Origin of the sequence: Novosphingobium chloroacetimidivorans (assembly GCF_014204535.1) — a bacterium.
In the GTDB taxonomy this organism is placed as follows: Bacteria; Pseudomonadota; Alphaproteobacteria; order Sphingomonadales; family Sphingomonadaceae; genus Novosphingobium; species Novosphingobium chloroacetimidivorans.
The window spans coordinates 74,912-91,513 of sequence record NZ_JACHLR010000014.1 but is presented as its reverse complement, the minus strand read 5'-3'; the positions used below and the strand labels follow the sequence as shown (position 1 = coordinate 91,513).

The following is a 16,602-nucleotide window of genomic DNA, read 5'->3' as shown; positions in this document are numbered from 1 at the left end:
GAAAGCTTTATTGAGACGCGGCCAAGTGCGGCTTGTGCGTCTCCAGCAGCGCCGCCGGCAGCGCGATCAGTTGCGGCGTCGAGGTGTAGAGGACCGCGGCCTCCACGCGACGGCCCGGGTAGATCTGCTCCAGCGCCGCGACGTAGGCCGACAGCTGGCGCAGCGTAGCCACTGGCACCTCGTCCAGCCCGGAAGGCGGTCGACGCGCCGTCTTGAAGTCGACGATGCGCACCGCGTCCGGGCCGATCAGGAGGCGATCGACGCTGCCTGCGATCACTTGCCCGCCGACCACCGCCGAGAACGGCACTTCGGCAAGGCTCCCCGGCCCGAACAGCGCCGCCCATTGCGGATCGCCGACGATGGCGAGGGTTGCATCCAGCATCGCCCCACGATCGGCCTCGACAAAATCGGCGGCGTTGCGCGCCAGCCACTGCCGGGCGGCCGCCTCGCGGCTCGCCGGCGGCAGCTCGGGCAGGCGCTCGAGCAAGCGGTGCATCAAGGTGCCACGCCTTGCGGCGTCCAGAGCGGCGCCGGGAGGCAGTGGCGGATCGGGCGCGGCCTCTTCCCCGAGCGCCGACGGGGCAAGTGGCCTCGGCGGCAGCGGCTCGGCCGGAGGAGAACGCAGCAGCATGGGCGGGAGCGGATCGGGCAGCGGCAGTTCGGCGGTCGCGGCAAGCGGTTCGGGAGCCATCGCCTCGGGCGGAGATCCCCAGTCGCGACGGCTGTCCCAGATCGTGTCGGTGACACCAGCTTCAGGCGGGAACAGCGCTGCGAGCCGCGCATACCAGCTGTTCGGCGCGGGCTGACCCTTGTCCCTGGGGCCGAGCGCACCGCCGACGAACAAGGCCTCTTCCGCCCGCGTCATCGCCACGTAGAGCAGCCGCCAATGCTCCTGCATCTCGGCGACCTTCACCCGCTCAGCTTCGGCCGCGATGCGCCCGGTCTTCTCCTCCTTGCGCAGCGGCGGCAGCGGGATGCGGCGTTCAGGATTATGCGGATCGGGCAAGTCCAACCCGCGGTCACGGCTCTCGTCGGGATTGCCGGTTGCGTCGGCCAGGATCACGATCGGCGCCTGCAGCCCCTTGGAGCCGTGCACCGTCATCACCCGCACCAGCCCTGCGGCATTGTCCGCCTCACGCTTCAACTCGCCCTCGCCCGCGTCGAACCAGGCGAGGAAACCGGCGAGGCTGGGCGTGCCGGTTGCCATGTAAGCCAGGGCCGCGTTGATCAGTTCGTCGATGGGATCATTCGCCTCTCGCCCGAGCCGCGCGACCAGCTTACGGCGCCCCTGCCAAGGCCCGGACAGCAACCACTGCAGCAGCACATGCGGCGGCTCGAAGTCGGCAAGATCGAGCAAGCCGAACAGCTGCGCCACGCTCTCACGCACGAAAGGGTCCGACGAAGCGCGCATGTGCGCCCACAAGGCGCGCTTGGGTCCTGGCTCGCGATAGCCGTGCGCCAGCAAGGCCTCCTGGCTCCACCCGATGAGCGGCGAGACGAGCAGGTTCGCCAGGTTCAGATCATCGAGCGGCTGCGCGGCGAAGCGGAGCGCGGCGACGAGGTCCTTAACCGCCAGAGGCGCGCCGAGCCGCAGGCGATCGACACCCGCGACCGGCACGCCCAGCGCGTGAAGCCGCGCGACGATCAGCCCCGCCAGTTCCTTGCGCTTCCGCACCAGCACCATGACGTCGCCCGGACCGGCTCGCCGCTCACCGCCCTTGTGGAGGCGAAAGCCGGGCCCTGATGGGTTCATCCAGGCCTTGACCTGCTGCGCGATGCGCTCGGCCAGCTGGCGATCGGGGCGCGACAGCCAGGTTTCGGCGCCTTCTTCAGGTTCGTCCGCCGGCTCATCGGAGGTGACGCCGATCGGCTGCCACAGCGCGACGTAGCCCGGCCGCTCCTGACCGACGTGTCGCTCTGGTGGACGATCGAGCCCGACACCGGCATGGCCGATCTCGATCAGCGCCCCGTCGACAAAATCGAGCACGCCCTGCGCTGTACGAAAGCTGCGATCGAGGCCCAGGTCGCGCAGCCTGCGGGCGCGTTTGTGCGCGGGACTTTCGCGGTCGGCCTCGTGCGCCTCGTCCATCCACGTGCGAACGCGCTCGGCCGCCTTGCGGAAGTTTTCCGGGCTGGTGCCCTGGAAGCGGAAGATCGCCTGCTTGTAGTCGCCCACCACGAACAGCGTGCGCAGGCGGCCCTCGCCCTGGCGGCCGCGTTGGCCCTCCCCGGCCCAGAACTCCTCGGCCATGGCGAACACGATGTCCCACTGCGCCGCATTGGTGTCCTGCGCCTCATCGACCAGGATGTGGTCGAACCGGCGATCGAGCTTGTAGCGGATCCACTCGGACAGTTCCGAGCGCCCGAGCAGCGCGGCGGCCTGGCGGATCTGGTCGTCGAAGTCGATCAGGCCCTCGCGTCGCTTCGCCTCGTCCCACGCCAGCGCGAAGGCGCGACCCAGGCGCAGCGCCGGGACGAGCCGGTCGGCCAGCGCCAGCAGCGCCGCCAGGTCCTGCACCTGGGCGATGCATTCGCCCACCCGCAGGATGTGCTCCTCGTAGTCCGGGTCGCGCTTGAGGATGTTGGCGAGCCGCTTGGGGGCGCCGGTGGTCTTGGTGAACAGGCCCTGGTGGAGGTCGATCAGCGCCTTGGCCCGCACCTCGGGCTCGGCGGCCAGCCAGGCGGCGATCGCCTCGGCACCCTCGCGGCCGGTGTCGGTCGGCCAGGCGCTGAGCGTCGCGTGACAGCGGCGCAAGGCGGCGACATCGAACGCATCGTCGCTGCACATCCGCGCCAGCATACCGATGTCGGCGTCGCTCGGCAGACCGAGCAGGCGCAGCACGTTGGGGCGCATCGGCTCCTGCCATCCGCCCGGACCCAGCCAAGCCTCGCGAGCAGAGGCGCAGCGCAGCAGGAAGCTCTGCACCGCATCCGGTCCCATCCGGAGCGACAGGTCCGCCACCGCGCCGAGCAGCTGCGGATCGCCCAGCGGGTCCGCCTCGGCGGCAACCAGCAGGTCGGCGAGGACCTGGCGCGCGAGCAGCACCTTTTCGCGATCCTCCATCGGCCGCGTGCCCGGCAGCAGTCCGGACTCGAGCGGGAACGCCGCCAGCAGCCATTGCGAAAACGCGTGGATCGTGTCGATCCGCAGGCCACCACCCGGGCTGTCGAGCACGCTCGCGAACAGCGTGCGTGCGTGTGCGCGATCGTCCGGGCCGAAGACCGCGCCGATGGCCTGGAGTTCACCGGTCAAGGAGATGTCGTCGAGGCGCACCCAGCTGGCCAGCTTCTCGTTAATGCGCGCCGCCATTTCGGTCGCGCCGGCCTTTGTGAAAGTGAGGCACAGGATCTGCGAGGGTTCGATCTCGGGCCGCAACAGCAGGCGCAGCACGCGGCTCGACAGGACCTGCGTCTTGCCGGTGCCTGCCGACGCCGACAGCCACACCGTATCCTCCGGCGCGACGGCGAGCATCTGGCTGCCTTGCAGGCGATGCGGGCCGCTCATGCCGCGTCCTCCCCGCCCAGTTGCACGATCCACTCGTCGAGCCGCATCAGCTGGTCGTAGTCGGCATATCCGGGCAGGTCCGGATTGAGCCGCGCGGTGAACGGCTCGCCGCCCAGGATCCAGCGATCAAGCGCATCGTCGAGGTAGCGGATCGTTTCTGGCAAAAAACGATCGCGCGCGATGCCCGACTTGCGATTGCCCTCCAGCACCGGCTCGGTCCAGTATCCGAACTGCTCCTTGCCGGCTTGCTTGGCAAGCGACCAGTACTCGAAGCGCTGCGCCTCTCCGGTGATTGTCTCACCGACGGCGTCCTTGAACCCGCCATGGCTGGCGATCAGACCAATCAGCCCGAGTTGGAGCGCAAAGCCCTCCTGCACCCGCCGCGCCGAGGGCGGTTGGCCGGTCTTGTAGTCGATCACCGCCAGAGCGCCATCCTCGCAAGCATCGATGCGGTCGGCCCGGGCCTGCAGGCGCACGCCGCGCCACTCGATCCTGCCATCGACCTCGGTGGCGAGCACACGGCGGCCGCTCGCGCGCTGTCCTGCGATCTCCTCGCCTACCCAGTCGAGCGCGGCGAGCAGACGCGGACGCCACAGCGCGCGCATCAGCGGGTGAGCGCTCAGCTCGTCCATCACCTCTTCGGCGATGTTGCGCAGCATTGCCGGCGGCTCGCCTGCCTTGTGCCAGCGGTCGAGAATGGCGTGCACCGCCGTGCCCTTCCACGCCGCGCTCGGCTCGGCATCGAGCGGGTCGAGGGCTCGCAACCGCAGGATGGCGTTCGCATAAAACTGATAAGGGTCGCCGCGCAGGCGATCGAGTCCGGTGACCGACAGTGCGACGCGGCGCTGCTCGGCCGTCGGCATCGGCTTGGGACGGGGATAAGGCGAGGCGGCCGGAGCTTCGTCGATCAGGCGCGCGAGGCGAACTGCGTCTTGCTCGACCAACTCGGCCGCCGCCTTGTCGCCCAGCATCGCCTTGACCCGCAGCACGAAGCGCGAGGGGATCACGGGCGAACTCTCGTCCCGCCGTGCCCAGCTCAGCACCACCTCGGGCGCGCCGAGCGCCGCCGCAAGATCGTGCGCGGAAAGGCCGATGCGAAAGTCGGCTCCGGGCACGCCGAGCGCGCGCAGCAAGGCGGGCGGCAGCAGCGCATCGGGGCTGGGACTGGCCGGCCATACACCTTCCACCAGTCCACCGCAGATCACGAGATCGGCGCGGCTCATCCGCGCTTCCAGCAGGCCATAGATCGCCACGCGCGGATGCCCGCCCCAAGGCGGACGGACGGAGACGCGTTCCATCGCATCGCGCAGAACGGCATGGAGTTCCGCAGGGTCGAGGCGGCTCTGCGTCTGCCGAGCCGCCTCGCGCAGATCCTCGACGAACTGCGCGAGCGCGCGGCCGTCGGGTCGGCTCCACAGCCCCTCACCACACAACGCCTCGCCGCCGGCGGCAACGGCGTCGATCAATTCGGAAAGCAACGCCTCCTCGCCGTGCACGAACAAGGGCGCGAGAGTGGCTTCGACCCCGGTCCACCACTCGCCCAGTCTCGCCTCTTCGGCCTTGGCTCGCAGCGGCTCCAGGCCGGGTCCCGGCCGTGGACCGCGCAGTGCCAGATCGAGCGCACGGGCCTGCTCGAGCCACATCGCCCGCTCCTCGCCCGCAGCGACCAGCGGATGGGTAAGCAGCGCTATCAGCGGCACCGGCGCGGCCTGTTCGGCGATCAGCTCGGCCAGCAGCAGCAGCACGCGCGCAGCGGCCGTCTGCGGCAGGGGCCGTCCTGCGGTATCGTCCGCCACGATCCCCCAGCGGCCGAGCTGCACGACCACGCGGCCGGCCAGGTTGCGGTCGGGCGTCACCAGCGCGACGCGGCGCTCGGGCACTTCCAGCGCCTGGCGGATCAGCACCGCGATCGCCTGGGCCTCGGCCGCGGGCGTCGCACTCTCCATCAGGCGAACGCCCGCAAGCCGGCGATCCTTCGCCGCCAGCTGCGACCAGCGCGCCGAAGGTGTGGGCGGCAGGAACAAGTTGGAGATCGCGCGGCTGCGCTCGGGCGGCGAGGCAGCTAGGCCGGCGCGATGCCAGGTCTGCACCTCATCGCGGGCGATGCCCATTCGGTGCAGCAGAAGCTTGAGATGGTACTGCGGGTGCGTCACCGCGTCATTGCGCCCGAACGGCGGATCGCCCGGCTCGACCGGAGCGCCTGCGGTGCCGAGCGCATCCCATACCTCCTTGTCGAGCGCCAGGTCGAGATCGGGCAGAATCACACTTCCGCGCGGCAGTTCCGAAACCACCCGCAGCAACCTCGCCAGCGCGGGCGAGGCGCTCGTCACCCCTGCCGCGACAACCGGGTTTGCCGGCGGCGCCTTGACCCAATGCTGCGCAGCATAGTCGAATAGCCGGTTGCGCCGCTCAGGGGCATCGACTTCGCCGCAAGCGGCCAGATCGGCGATCCAGTGCTGCTGGACCATCAGGAACGTGCGCGTCGCCTCCCGCCAGTGCTCGGCGAGTTCGCCCACCAGGCCGATCACCTCGTCCGACATGAGATCCACGGGGGCAATGCCCTCGATCGCGAGGCGATCCATGCTGCGCCCGATCTCGAAGGCGCGACGCAGCAGCACGGCACCGGCGCCTGCCGCCTCGCCCTCTACGGTGCGCAGGTGCTCGGCAAGGCGGAGCCAGCGGCGCGTGGGGTCGGCCGCAGGCGGGATGTCGGCAGCGCCGAGCGGGTCGAGCAAGGGGCCGAGCGTCTCGTCGAGGTCGATGTCCCCGACGACGGTCATGCGCGGCAGCAGCATGCCGGCGCCCGAGTGCCGGACCATCGCCTCGGTGACGATGCGGACCGCGCGGCGGCTCGGCAGCAGCAGGGTCAGGCGTGCAAGACCGAAATCCGACTCGGCATAGCGAGGAACCAGACCCGCGACGAGCGCATCGGCGAAGCCACGGTGCGCGGCGATCGAGTAGACTTGGGGGCCGGGGCGGTCAGGCATGGGCGAGATGACACACTCGCCGGTCAAGATGCCTTACGACGTCCTTCTCCTCGCCGCCCCCGCGAAGGCGGGCGCCCCGTCTATTCTTCAGCCGAACACCAGAGCCCCAAGGAAGCGGGGCCCCCGCCTGCACCGAGGCAACAAAGGTTTGAAGCGGCGGCGCGCCTGGCTCACACACGCGTCAGCCAGTCCTCCGTCACCCGCACCGCTTGCGGATCGCCGACCTCGAACCACACGCCGGTGTGCGACACGCCATGGAGCCGCCCCTCCTCGATCGCACGGTTCCACAGCACGTTGGTCGAGAACGCACCTTCGGGCGCCTCCCGCATCAGGCGGTGGGAGACCAGCTGGATGCCCGAGTAGATGAACGGCGCAATACGGCCCGAGCGCCGGCGCGAGACGCGGCCCCGGCCATCCAGGTGGAAGTCGCCCTTGCCCTTGTAGTTGAGCGCACGAGCGTGCGGCACAAGCAGCAGCAGCGCGTCCATTTGTTCCGGGTCCCACGCGGCGGAGAGCTCGGCGAAGGCGTTGCGCGGACCTTCCAACCAGATGTTATCGCTGTTGAGCGCGAAGAACGGATCGGGCAGCAGGCCAAGCGCCTTGGTCATGCCCCCGCCGGTTTCCAGCAGCAGGTCGCGCTCGTCGGAGATCGTCACCGCCGGCCCGCGATCGCGCTTGCGCAAGTGCGCCTCCAACGCATCGGCCAGGTAGTGGACATTGACGACCGCCTTGTCGATGCCCGCCGCATCGAGCTGGTCGAGCGCGTAGTCGATCAAGGGCTTGCCCGCGACGCGCACCAGCGGCTTGGGCTGCGTCGCGGTGAGCGGGCGCATCCGCTTGCCGAGCCCGGCGGCAAGCACCATGGCGGTGTCGCTGGCAAGAGTGGTGCTCATGCCGGGAAGCTCCCCCCGGATGCTTGACGCAGGTGCGCAGGGACATTGACCTCGAACCAGGCCGCGACCGGAGCGAGGGCTGGATGCGCCAGATCGCGTTCCAGCTGGCGCCATACACGCGGGATGAGGTCGAGGTAGCGCGGCTTGCCGTCGCGCTTCCACAGCCGCACGAAGATGCCGACGATCTTGGTGTTCCGCTGCGCACCGAGCCGGGCGTAGTCCGCCAGGAACGTGTCGCGATTGTCACCGGTCGCGGCGATGTAGCGATCGATCATCGCCGCTTCCACCTCGGGCGAAACGTCGCGCCGGGCATCCTGCAGCAGCGAGACGAGGTCGTAGGCTGGGTGTCCGACCAGGGCATCCTGGAAGTCGAGCAGGCCCTGCTTGTGGAGCGCGCCCAGCAGCATGATGTTCTCGGCATGGTAATCCCGCAGCACGGTGACGCCGGGGCGCTGGCGCGGCAGCAGCGGGGCGAGCGCCTGCTCCCATGCGGCGGTGTAGCCCGCTGCGTCGGCATAGAGGTTCTGCGCCGGGCAGTACCATTCTGTGAACAGCCGCACCTCGCGCAGGTACTCGCTCATCGAGTAGTCGAGGAAGGGACCGGCAGGCAGCGCCCGCAAGGCGACGAGTGCGTCGATCGCGCCCTTGTAGACCTCGATCTCGTCGGCCGGGTACTCGTCGAGGTAGTCGCGCATGCGGGCGGTGCCGAAATCCTCCAGCAGCACCAAGCCCTGCTCGGCCTTGTCGGCCAGGATGCGCGGTGCGCGCATGCCGTTTGCGTCCAGCCAACGGGCCGCGCGCAGGAACGGTTGCGGATCCTCGTTGGGGGGCGGCGCATCCATCAGCAAGGCCGTCTCCTCGCCGCGGCTGACGCGGAAGTAGCGGCGGAACGAGGCATCACCGGGCAGCGGCTCGATCGCGGCATCGCGCCAGCCGGCCGTGGCGAGGAAGGTATCGACGCCGGCAGGGAGGGTCATCGCGCAGCCCTCGCGAAGGATACTGCGAGACGATCGGTGCCAGACATGCTCGTCGCCCCCGCAAAGGCGGGGGGGCCGCTCACTTGCGACATTTCGCCCCCTGGCAGAAGAAAAGCGGGGTCTCCGCCTTCGCGGGGACGACGGAGTTCTTGTTCGGCTTTCGAGCGCGAAAGGATCGTTACCATGGAAGCCGCCCTAGCCAATCCGTCCCCGCTTCGACAATGGCGATCCGCCCATCATCCTCAGCTTCCAGCCGGATCGAGAGGCAGCCCGGCTCATGCGCGAAGCCACCGGCCTGCTCGGGCCATTCGGCGATCAGGGCCGCGCCCTCGCGATAGTCGTCGAGGCCGATCTCCTCGGCTTCGCTGGGGCGCGAGAGGCGGTAGAAGTCGGCATGGACGACCGGCAGCCGCACCGTGGGCGGCTCGTACAGCTCGATGATGGCGAAGCTCGGCGACGGCACTTCGCCCGCGTGCCCCAGCCCGGAGATGATCGCGCGCGCCAGGGTCGTCTTGCCCGCGCCGAGATCGCCGGACAGCGCCACCACGTCGCCGGCGCGCAACTCGTGGGCGATCCGCGCGCCAAGGTGCGTCATGGCGGCCAGATCGGGAAGCTTGACCCTCACGGCAGCTCCACGATGGCGGCAGTGCCCTGCCCCGGCTCCGACAGCAGCCGCAGCGTGCCTCCGTGCGCCTGGATCAACTGCCGCGCGAGGGGCAGGCCCAGGCCCTGCCGGCGCTCTACAGTGGCGCCATCGACACCGATCTTCAGCCCGTCGAGCGCGCGGGCGAGCGACTCCCTGTCCATGCCCGGCCCGTTGTCGGACACGACGATCTGCGCGACGCTGCGCCCGCCCTGCTTCTCCCGCGCGACCTGGACGAGGATGCGCCCGCCTTGCGGGGTCGCGGCGATGGCATTGTCGACCAAGTGCCCGATCGCACGCACAAGACGGCGTCGATCGCCCTTGATCGAGCCCATGAGGTTGCTGCCTTGCAGGTCCAGCGAGAGGCCGGCACGGGTGATGCGCAAGGATCGCTCCTCCACCACCGCGCGCACCAACGGCATCAGTTCGATGTCCTCGCTGGCGAGCGGCAGCAGACCCGCCTCGCTTTGCGAGAGGTCCAGAATCGTCTCGATCTGCTCGCCCAGGCGCTCGGCCGAATCGATGATCGCCTTGACGTAGTCGCCGCCCGCCTCGCTCAACTCACCCCCAACGCCGGCCTGAAGCAGTTCGGCAAAGCCACCGATCGAGGTCAGCGGCGTGCGCAGCTCGTAGCTCATGTTGGCCAGGAACCGCGTCTTGATCGCGTCGGCTTCCTCCAGCGCGCTGTTGCGCTCGCGCAGTGCCGCCTCGGCGTTCTGGGATGCGGTGATGTCGAGCACGGTGAGCAGGCCGTTGCCATCGGGCAGCGGCACTCCGGCAAATTCGAGCACGCGCCCATCGGCCAGAGCGATGCGGCCGCTGGTCTGCGCACGGTCGAGCGTCGCGGCACGCACCACGTCGCCCACCGTCTTGGCCTGGTTGGGATCGCGCAGGCGTGGCGAGATCTTGCCCAGCAGCGCCTCGATATGCGGATGGGTGTCGAGAAAGTCGGTCGCGAGCCCCCAGTCGGTGGCAAAACGCCGGTTCCACAGCTGCATGCGTCCATCCGGCGCGAAGACCGCGACGGATTCGAACAGGCTGTCGAAAGTTGCGGTGCGGGTACGCAGCAGGGTGTCGCGCACGGCCGATAGCCGCAGTTGCTCGGTGCGATCCTCGGCGATCAACAGCAGGCCGCCATCGGGCACCGGCTGCGCGACAATGCGCAAGTGGGTGCCATCGGCGAGCGGCCAGGCCTCTTCCTGCGTTTCGTTGGCGGCGAACCAGGCCGCCCGCTCGCGGCGCCATGCGGGGAAGTCACGGACTTCGGGAACCCGACCCATGTCGCGCGCCGCGTCGAGCAGGCGCTCGAACGCGGGCGGGTCGATCATCGAGGTCGGCGAGAGCTTGAACAGGCTTTGGAACGGGCGGTTGGCGAAGGTCAGGCGGCGCTTGGCATCGAACTGCGCGACGCCGGCCGAGAGCTGGTCGAGCATCGAGCGCTGCGCTTCGCGGAAGGCGCGGAAGGCGCGCGCCATCTCCTCCAGGTCCTCGACATCGACGGCATAGCCCGCGATCCCCTCGGTGCCGAGCGGCAGATCGTGGACGCGATATGCGCGTCGCTGGTTGTCGATGGTGACGGAGACCAACCGCTCGATCGGCGTGCCCTTCACCGCGGCCTGCAGCGCGACCTGGGCGGCGCTGAGACCGTCGACGGTTTCCACCAGCTCGACGCCGCTATCGACGACTTGCGCCGCACTCTCGCCACCGAGCGCGCCGACATAGGCCGAGTTGACCAGCCTCAAGGTGCCGTCGGCCCGACGAAACCACATCGGCATCGGGGCCGCTTCGATCAGCGAGACGAGCGCCGTGAAGTCGCCACGCGCCTGCGCGGCCTCCTGGCGCAGCGTCACGAGCTCGCTCTCGCTGTCGCTGAAATCGAACACCCAGACCAGCGCGGCGCCACCGGGCGAGACTTGCGGGTCGGCAAGGTGCCCGCGCAGGGCGAGGCTGCGATCGGAGCCACGGGGCGTCGCGACCATGCGGAAGGGTGCGGCGGTCTTCTGCGTGCGCAGGACCGCTTGCGTCAGCTCGGCCAGGGCCTCCGACCTCAGTCCCTTGGAGCCGCTGTCGAGTTCGCTGAGGAACTGCGGCACGCTATCGAGGCCGAGCCACTGCGCCAGGCGCGGCGAGGCTTCGATGCGGCCATCGGTACGCACCAGCAGGGGAAGCGCCGGCGATTCCTCGACCATGCGGGCAAGCCGCCGGCCCGAACGCTGGATCGCATCGGCACGCCGCTGGCGCAGCCGCGCCGCGACGATCGTCCAGGCAGCCGCGATCGTCCAGCTCGCAAGCAGCAGGCCGAGCAGAACGGGTACGATGCGATCCTGGTCCATCGCCTGCGGCTATGCGGTGAGAGGGCGGCTATGACAATGGCAGTTGCGCGTCACGATCGTCAGGCCGGCTGCCACATCGTCGTCACCCACGTGCGGACGGGCGCGTCGCGTATGGGGACGAAATTATCTGCTCGTCGGACCAACATAATTCTTCGTCATTCCCGCGAAAGCGGGAATCCATCTCCGGAGCCCTCCGGAGAGACCTCGGTGCGACCTAAAATGCCGACCGTTCAGGAGATGGATCCCCGCTTTCGCGGGGATGACGAAGGTTGTTGTGCGACGGTGAGGCGCGATCAGTACCGGTAGTGATCGGCCTTGAACGGCCCCTGCTGCGGCACGCCGATGTAGTCGGCCTGCTTCTGGCTCAGTACCGTCAGCTTCACGCCCAGCTTCTCGAGGTGCAGAGCGGCGACCTTCTCGTCGAGGTGCTTGGGCAGCACGTAGACGCTGTTCTGGTACTGCTCGGATTTGGTCCACAGCTCGATCTGCGCCAGCGTCTGGTTGGTGAAGCTGGCCGACATCACGAAGCTGGGGTGGCCGGTAGCGCAGCCCAGGTTCACCAGGCGGCCCTTGGCGAGGATCAGGATCTGCTTGCCGTCAGGGAACTCCACCAGGTCGGTGCCCGGCTTCACTTCGGTCCACTTGTAGTTGTCGAGCGCGCTGATCGCGATCTCGGAGTCGAAGTGGCCGATGTTGCACACGATGCTCATGGGCCTCATCGCCTTCATGTGCTCGGCGGTGATGACGGCCTCGTTGCCGGTCGCGGTCACGAAGATATCGGCGCGCTGCACCGCTTCTTCCATGGTGACGACCTCGTAGCCCTCCATCGCCGCCTGCAGTGCGCAGATCGGGTCGATCTCGGTGACCATGACGCGGGCGCCGCCATTGCGCAGCGATGCGGCCGAGCCCTTGCCGACATCCCCGAAGCCGGCGACGCAGGCGACCTTGCCGGCCAGCATCACATCGGTGGCGCGGCGGATCGCATCGACCAGCGATTCCTTGCAGCCGTAGAGGTTGTCGAACTTCGACTTGGTGACGCTGTCGTTCACGTTGATCGCCGGGAACGGCAGCTTGCCTTCCTTGGCGAGATGGTAAAGGCGGTGGACCCCCGTCGTGGTTTCTTCCGAAACGCCCTTGATCGCCTTGACCGAGGCGGTCAGGTAGCCGGGCTTCTCACGCAGGAAGTTCTTCAGCGCGCGGACGAACTCGATCTCCTCGGCATTGCCGGGCTCGAACAGGGGCTCACCCGCTTCGACACGTGCGCCCCACAGCGCGAACATGGTGGCGTCGCCGCCATCGTCGAGGATGAGATTGGCGGTGAGGTCAGGGTCGCCCTCGCTCGACCAGTCGAAGATCTTGCCGACATAGTCCCAGTAATCGGCCAGGCTCTCGCCCTTGATGGCGTAGACCGGAATGCCGGCAGCGGCGATGGCGGCGGCGGCGTGGTCCTGCGTCGAGTAGATGTTGCAGGTGGCCCAGCGGACTTCGGCGCCGAGCGCGACAAGCGTCTCGATCAGCACCGCGGTCTGGATCGTCATGTGCAGCGAGCCGGTGATCCGCGCGCCCTTGAGCGGCTGCGAAGCGCCGAACTCCTGCCGCAGCGCCATCAGGCCGGGCATCTCGGTTTCGGCGATCGCGATCTCGGCGCGGCCATAATCGGCCAGGCCGATGTCGGCGATGGCATAGTCCTTGGTCAGCTCGGCAGTAGCCACGGGCACACTCCTGGTACGTCGTCGGGGCGGCGCGCAGACGAGCGCGCCTCGGATGCCCGTCCCTTAGCGTCGCCGGAGATGAGAGGCAAATATAAAGGTTTCTTTATATGCCATTCCAGAAGCACAGGTCAGTCCCGTGTCGTCGCGAAGCGAGTGGCCTGCCGCTTGGGGAGGATCTGATCCGCCGCCTCGATCAAGGTCGCCGAGCCCTGCACCATGGCGAGACCGCGCGTCACCGTCTGCAGTTCCTCGCAGTCGAGCCACGGATGCCCACCACGGTACTGCGCGGCCAGACGTGCATTCATGCGCTCGAAGGCCGAAGCCGCGGCGATTGAGCCATGACGCTGGACGAGCTGCGCGCGCAACTGCTGCGCAGCCTTCGCGATCGCCGAACGATGCGCTTGCGAGAACGCGGCATAGGCGCTGCGAAAGTCGCTGCTCGATCCGCTGCAATGCTTGCTGGTCACCTGGAGCATGACGTCGAGACGATGCAGCTGTTCGGCGCCATCGACCGTCGGCATGGCGGCGGCCTGGCTCATCCTGGTGGCGATGAACAGTCCGCACGCGAGCACCCCCGCCAGCCTGGGCAATGCCTTCCGGGCACCAGCTACCTTGCGCATTCCTTCAACCTCCCACGCCATTACAGCCGCGAGAGCAGGATTGTCCGCACATGGTTACCGTGGGTTTAACGGCGCGAACTAATCTCCCTTAACCAACAGGGGGCGTTGCCGCCGGGCAACAGGACCGTATATCTGCGCCCCAAGCGATTCACTTTTGCAAAAGGACGAATGCCATGACCATCGCCGTTGGAGACAAGCTGCCCGACGTGAAGCTGACCAAGGTGACCGAGAGCGGTCCCGAACAGGTTCAGGCTTCAGAATACTTCGCGGGCAAGAAGGTCGCGCTGTTCTCGGTCCCGGGCGCTTTCACGCCGACCTGCTCGGCCAAGCACCTGCCCGGCTTCGTGGAGAAGGCGAGCGAACTGAAGGCCAAGGGCATCGACGAGATCGCCTGCACCGCCGTCAACGATGCCTTCGTCATGGGCGCCTGGAACAAGGCGTCGGGCAGCGAGGACGTGACCATGCTCGCGGACGGCAACGGCGATCTCGCCGAAGCGGTCGGCCTGGTCATGGACGGCTCGGGCTTCGGCATGGGCAAGCGCGGCCAGCGCTTCTCGATGGTCGTCAACGACGGCGTGGTCGAGCAGCTCAATGTCGAGCAGCCGGGCCAATTCGAGGTGAGCTCGGCCGACTACATGCTGGGCAAGCTCTGACGATCGACGGAGGGAGCGGTGCACGATCGCTCCCTCTGCCGTTGCGAACATCTATCTGGGGTGAGTGGTATGGCGCGGTCGGTCATCGTGACGGGCGGTTTCGGAGTTTTGGGGCAAGCCGTAGCGGAGGCATTCGCCGCGCTGGGCGACAAGGTGGCGCGGATCGACTTCGCTCCCGAGGCGACCAAGCCTCTGGCGGGTGCGGTGGACATCGGCGGGATCGACCTGACAGAGGCGAACGCAACGCAAGCCGCGCTCGATAAGGTGGCGGCGGCGCATGGCGGCATCGACGTGCTCGTCAACGTCGCGGGTGGCTTCACCTGGGAGACGTTGGAAGGTGGCTCGATCGCCTCGTTCTCGCGCATGCATGCCATGAACCTGCTCACCAACGCCACCATCACCCAGCTTGCCTTGCCCGCGTTGAAGAACTCAGGCGCGGGCCGCATCGTCAACATCGGCGCGGGCGGCGCCGTGAAGGGCGCGATGGGCATGGCGTCCTATGCGGCGTCGAAGTCCGGCGTGCATCGCCTGACCGAGGCGCTGGCTGAGGAGCTGGCCGGAACCAGCGTGACCGTCAACGCGGTCCTGCCCAGCATCATCGACACTCCGACCAATCGCGCCGACATGCCCGACGCCGACACCTCGACCTGGGTCAAGCCCGAGGCGATCGCGAAAGTTATCGTGCTGCTGGCGTCCGCGGATGCAGGCGCCGTCAGCGGCGCGTTGATCCCCGTCTCACGCGGCGGCTGAGCGAGCCGGGCTGAAACCCTGCGACGATCGGCTCAGCGGCGCGGCACCCACACCGCCGCGCCTTCATCCCGCCAGATCCGGCGCCAGCCACTGTCTGGCCGATCCAGGGCATCGCACAACGCCGTGGTATGGCTCGGGCGCAGCAGGAAGGCGGCGGGGCGGTAGCGCCGCTCGATCCGGCGCAGGGTGTAAGTGCCGGCGAGCACGTCGCCATAGCGGCTCCACTCGCCATCCGTGTAGCGGTAGTATCGGCCATCCAGAGTGACGCGCCAGCGGGGATAGCCTGCATCGATCAACACGCCGCCAAACTCGGGCTCCGTGAAAATCGTGCCGCGTACCTCCGTGCCGCGCAGTGTCGCGACGGCTGCGAGGGGCAGGTTGTCGGAGAACCGTGTCGGCCACATCAGCGAGGTGACGACGCTGACCAGCGCCACGCCTAGCCAAGTCGCCACACGATACGACTGACCGAAGCGCTGACGCCCCACGCTGACGGCGATGACGGGAATGGTGGTGATCGCCCAGAACAGGACGAAGCGATAGGCGGTTACCGTCGCGGCGAGCATGACCAACATGACCGCCAGGTCGCTCCAGGCCACACGATGCCTGCGACGCCAGGCTATCCCCAGCGCGATCAGCGTCAGCCCGCCCACGGGCAAGGCATTGGTAAGGTTGGCAGGTATCCAGAGCGGCAGCCACTCGCTGGCGCCCACTGCGATGCTGGCCTGCGCATTGCGTGCCGAAACCGCGAGGATGTTCAAGCCATCCGGCGTTGCGAACATGCTTACCAGGGCGACCGGGACCAGCAGCGCCGATGCCCAGGGCGGAGCGCTCCGACTGTCCTCGGCGCGATGACGTAGCCAGGCGGCCCAGCCACCTGCCGCATGTGCCGCCAAGGCCATGGCGCCGATGCTGGCCGACGGGTGTAGGTTTTGCCACAGGACCAGCAGCGCCGTCCCTGCCGCCACGGTCTTCCAGGTCCGCAGCTGAAGCTTGAGCAGAGCCAGCAGAGCGCCAAAGCACAGCGCGCCGAAGGTCTGCGGCCGGATGCTGGCGGCGGGAAGCGCCGCGATGAAGCTGAGCGCCAGCGCCAGCGCGACTGCACCAGCCGCGGCGCCCTGGCGGCGGCAGGCGGCCGCGAGCACCCAGAACCCGCCGCACCAGCATAGTGCGTCGAACACGCGCAGCCCGGTCCAGCCGCCCTGCTCCCGAACCCAGGCGAAGACTGCCTGGCCAAGCCACGCCACGGTCGGCAGTGCCTGTCCCAGATGGGTGACCGCGAACGGCTCGTGGCGGATAGGGCCGCCCCGCTGCAGGATCAGCTCGCCCAGCTTGAGCTGCCAGAAGATGTCGACGTCCCAGACCGGGCGCAGCAGCAATACGCCAAGGCACACTGCCGGAACGAGCGCGCAGACCCAGCCTGCGCCCGAGCGTCTGCCTGCCTGCGCGGCGGCCTGCGTTACGTCGTCACCTGGCGGAGGGGGCGGCACCATGCCCCCGCGCTTGCCGGATCAAGCCCGTGCGCTCAAGCC

Annotated in this window: 11 protein-coding genes; 2 read left to right on the top strand and 9 right to left on the bottom strand. The window is 68.6% G+C overall.

What is annotated here, in order from left to right:
* Window positions 1-7: 7 nt before the first annotated feature.
* The 8 genes from addA to HNO88_RS15440 all read right to left on the bottom strand — a co-directional run bounded on the left by addA (window position 8) and on the right by HNO88_RS15440 (window position 13,670).
* On the bottom strand, window positions 8-3,505 hold the full coding sequence (addA, locus tag HNO88_RS15475) for a double-strand break repair helicase AddA (RefSeq protein WP_184247452.1): 3,498 nt from the start codon (window positions 3,503-3,505) through the stop codon (window positions 8-10).
* The gene (locus tag HNO88_RS15470) at window positions 3,502-6,492 is read right to left on the bottom strand and encodes a PD-(D/E)XK nuclease family protein (protein ID WP_184247449.1); all 2,991 of its coding nucleotides are present in this window, start codon (window positions 6,490-6,492) and stop codon (window positions 3,502-3,504) included. Before HNO88_RS15470 ends, addA begins: the two co-directional genes overlap by 4 nt.
* Window positions 6,493-6,662: 170 nt before the next feature.
* A complete protein-coding gene (locus HNO88_RS15465; RefSeq protein WP_184247446.1) occupies window positions 6,663-7,385 on the bottom strand; it encodes a nucleotidyltransferase family protein in 723 nt (240 codons plus the stop codon).
* Entirely contained in the window at window positions 7,382-8,362 is a 981-nt protein-coding gene (locus tag HNO88_RS15460; RefSeq protein WP_184247443.1) for an aminoglycoside phosphotransferase family protein, read from the bottom strand. Before HNO88_RS15460 ends, HNO88_RS15465 begins: the two co-directional genes overlap by 4 nt.
* A gap of 178 nt (window positions 8,363-8,540) precedes the next feature.
* Entirely contained in the window at window positions 8,541-8,987 is a 447-nt protein-coding gene (tsaE, locus tag HNO88_RS15455; protein ID WP_184247440.1) for a tRNA (adenosine(37)-N6)-threonylcarbamoyltransferase complex ATPase subunit type 1 TsaE, read from the bottom strand.
* Window positions 8,984-11,338, bottom strand: coding sequence for a sensor histidine kinase (locus HNO88_RS15450; protein WP_184247438.1), 2,355 nt, complete (start codon window positions 11,336-11,338; stop codon window positions 8,984-8,986). The genes tsaE and HNO88_RS15450 overlap by 4 nt, the downstream gene beginning before the upstream one ends.
* 293 nt (window positions 11,339-11,631) lie before the next feature.
* A complete protein-coding gene (gene ahcY, locus HNO88_RS15445) occupies window positions 11,632-13,050 on the bottom strand; it encodes an adenosylhomocysteinase (protein WP_184247435.1) in 1,419 nt (472 codons plus the stop codon).
* A gap of 128 nt (window positions 13,051-13,178) precedes the next feature.
* Window positions 13,179-13,670 (bottom strand): S-adenosyl-L-homocysteine hydrolase, encoded by a 492-nt coding sequence (locus HNO88_RS15440; RefSeq protein ID WP_184247432.1) that lies wholly within the window; start codon window positions 13,668-13,670, stop codon window positions 13,179-13,181.
* A 173-nt stretch (window positions 13,671-13,843) separates the two neighbouring features.
* Here HNO88_RS15440 and HNO88_RS15435 point away from each other — a divergent pair, with 173 nt between their 5' ends.
* Together HNO88_RS15435 and HNO88_RS15430 are read left to right on the top strand one after the other, a co-directional pair.
* Window positions 13,844-14,323 (top strand): peroxiredoxin, encoded by a 480-nt coding sequence (locus HNO88_RS15435; RefSeq protein ID WP_184247430.1) that lies wholly within the window; start codon window positions 13,844-13,846, stop codon window positions 14,321-14,323.
* 69 nt (window positions 14,324-14,392) lie between these two features.
* On the top strand, window positions 14,393-15,073 hold the full coding sequence (locus HNO88_RS15430) for an SDR family NAD(P)-dependent oxidoreductase (RefSeq protein WP_184247428.1): 681 nt from the start codon (window positions 14,393-14,395) through the stop codon (window positions 15,071-15,073).
* Between the two features lie 32 nt (window positions 15,074-15,105).
* Here the strand turns inward: HNO88_RS15430 and HNO88_RS15425 are convergent, their stop codons facing one another.
* Window positions 15,106-16,563 carry a hypothetical protein gene (locus tag HNO88_RS15425; protein ID WP_246381862.1) on the bottom strand — a complete coding sequence of 486 codons (1,458 nt, stop codon included), beginning with the start codon at window positions 16,561-16,563 and terminating at the stop codon, window positions 15,106-15,108.
* Window positions 16,564-16,602 lie beyond the last annotated feature (39 nt).

Excerpts from the sequence above, each read along its gene's own strand:
- addA (WP_184247452.1), bottom strand. The coding sequence starts at position 3,505 with ATGAGCGGCCCGCATCGCCTGCAAGGCAGCCAGATGCTCGCCGTCGCG.
- HNO88_RS15470 (WP_184247449.1), bottom strand. The coding sequence starts at position 6,492 with ATGCCTGACCGCCCCGGCCCCCAAGTCTACTCGATCGCCGCGCACCGT.
- HNO88_RS15465 (WP_184247446.1), bottom strand. The coding sequence starts at position 7,385 with ATGAGCACCACTCTTGCCAGCGACACCGCCATGGTGCTTGCCGCCGGG.
- HNO88_RS15460 (WP_184247443.1), bottom strand. The coding sequence starts at position 8,362 with ATGACCCTCCCTGCCGGCGTCGATACCTTCCTCGCCACGGCCGGCTGG.
- HNO88_RS15450 (WP_184247438.1), bottom strand. The coding sequence starts at position 11,338 with ATGGACCAGGATCGCATCGTACCCGTTCTGCTCGGCCTGCTGCTTGCG.
- HNO88_RS15440 (WP_184247432.1), bottom strand. The coding sequence starts at position 13,670 with ATGCGCAAGGTAGCTGGTGCCCGGAAGGCATTGCCCAGGCTGGCGGGG.
- HNO88_RS15435 (WP_184247430.1), top strand. The coding sequence starts at position 13,844 with ATGACCATCGCCGTTGGAGACAAGCTGCCCGACGTGAAGCTGACCAAG.
- HNO88_RS15430 (WP_184247428.1), top strand. The coding sequence starts at position 14,393 with ATGGCGCGGTCGGTCATCGTGACGGGCGGTTTCGGAGTTTTGGGGCAA.
- HNO88_RS15425 (WP_246381862.1), bottom strand. The coding sequence starts at position 16,563 with ATGGTGCCGCCCCCTCCGCCAGGTGACGACGTAACGCAGGCCGCCGCG.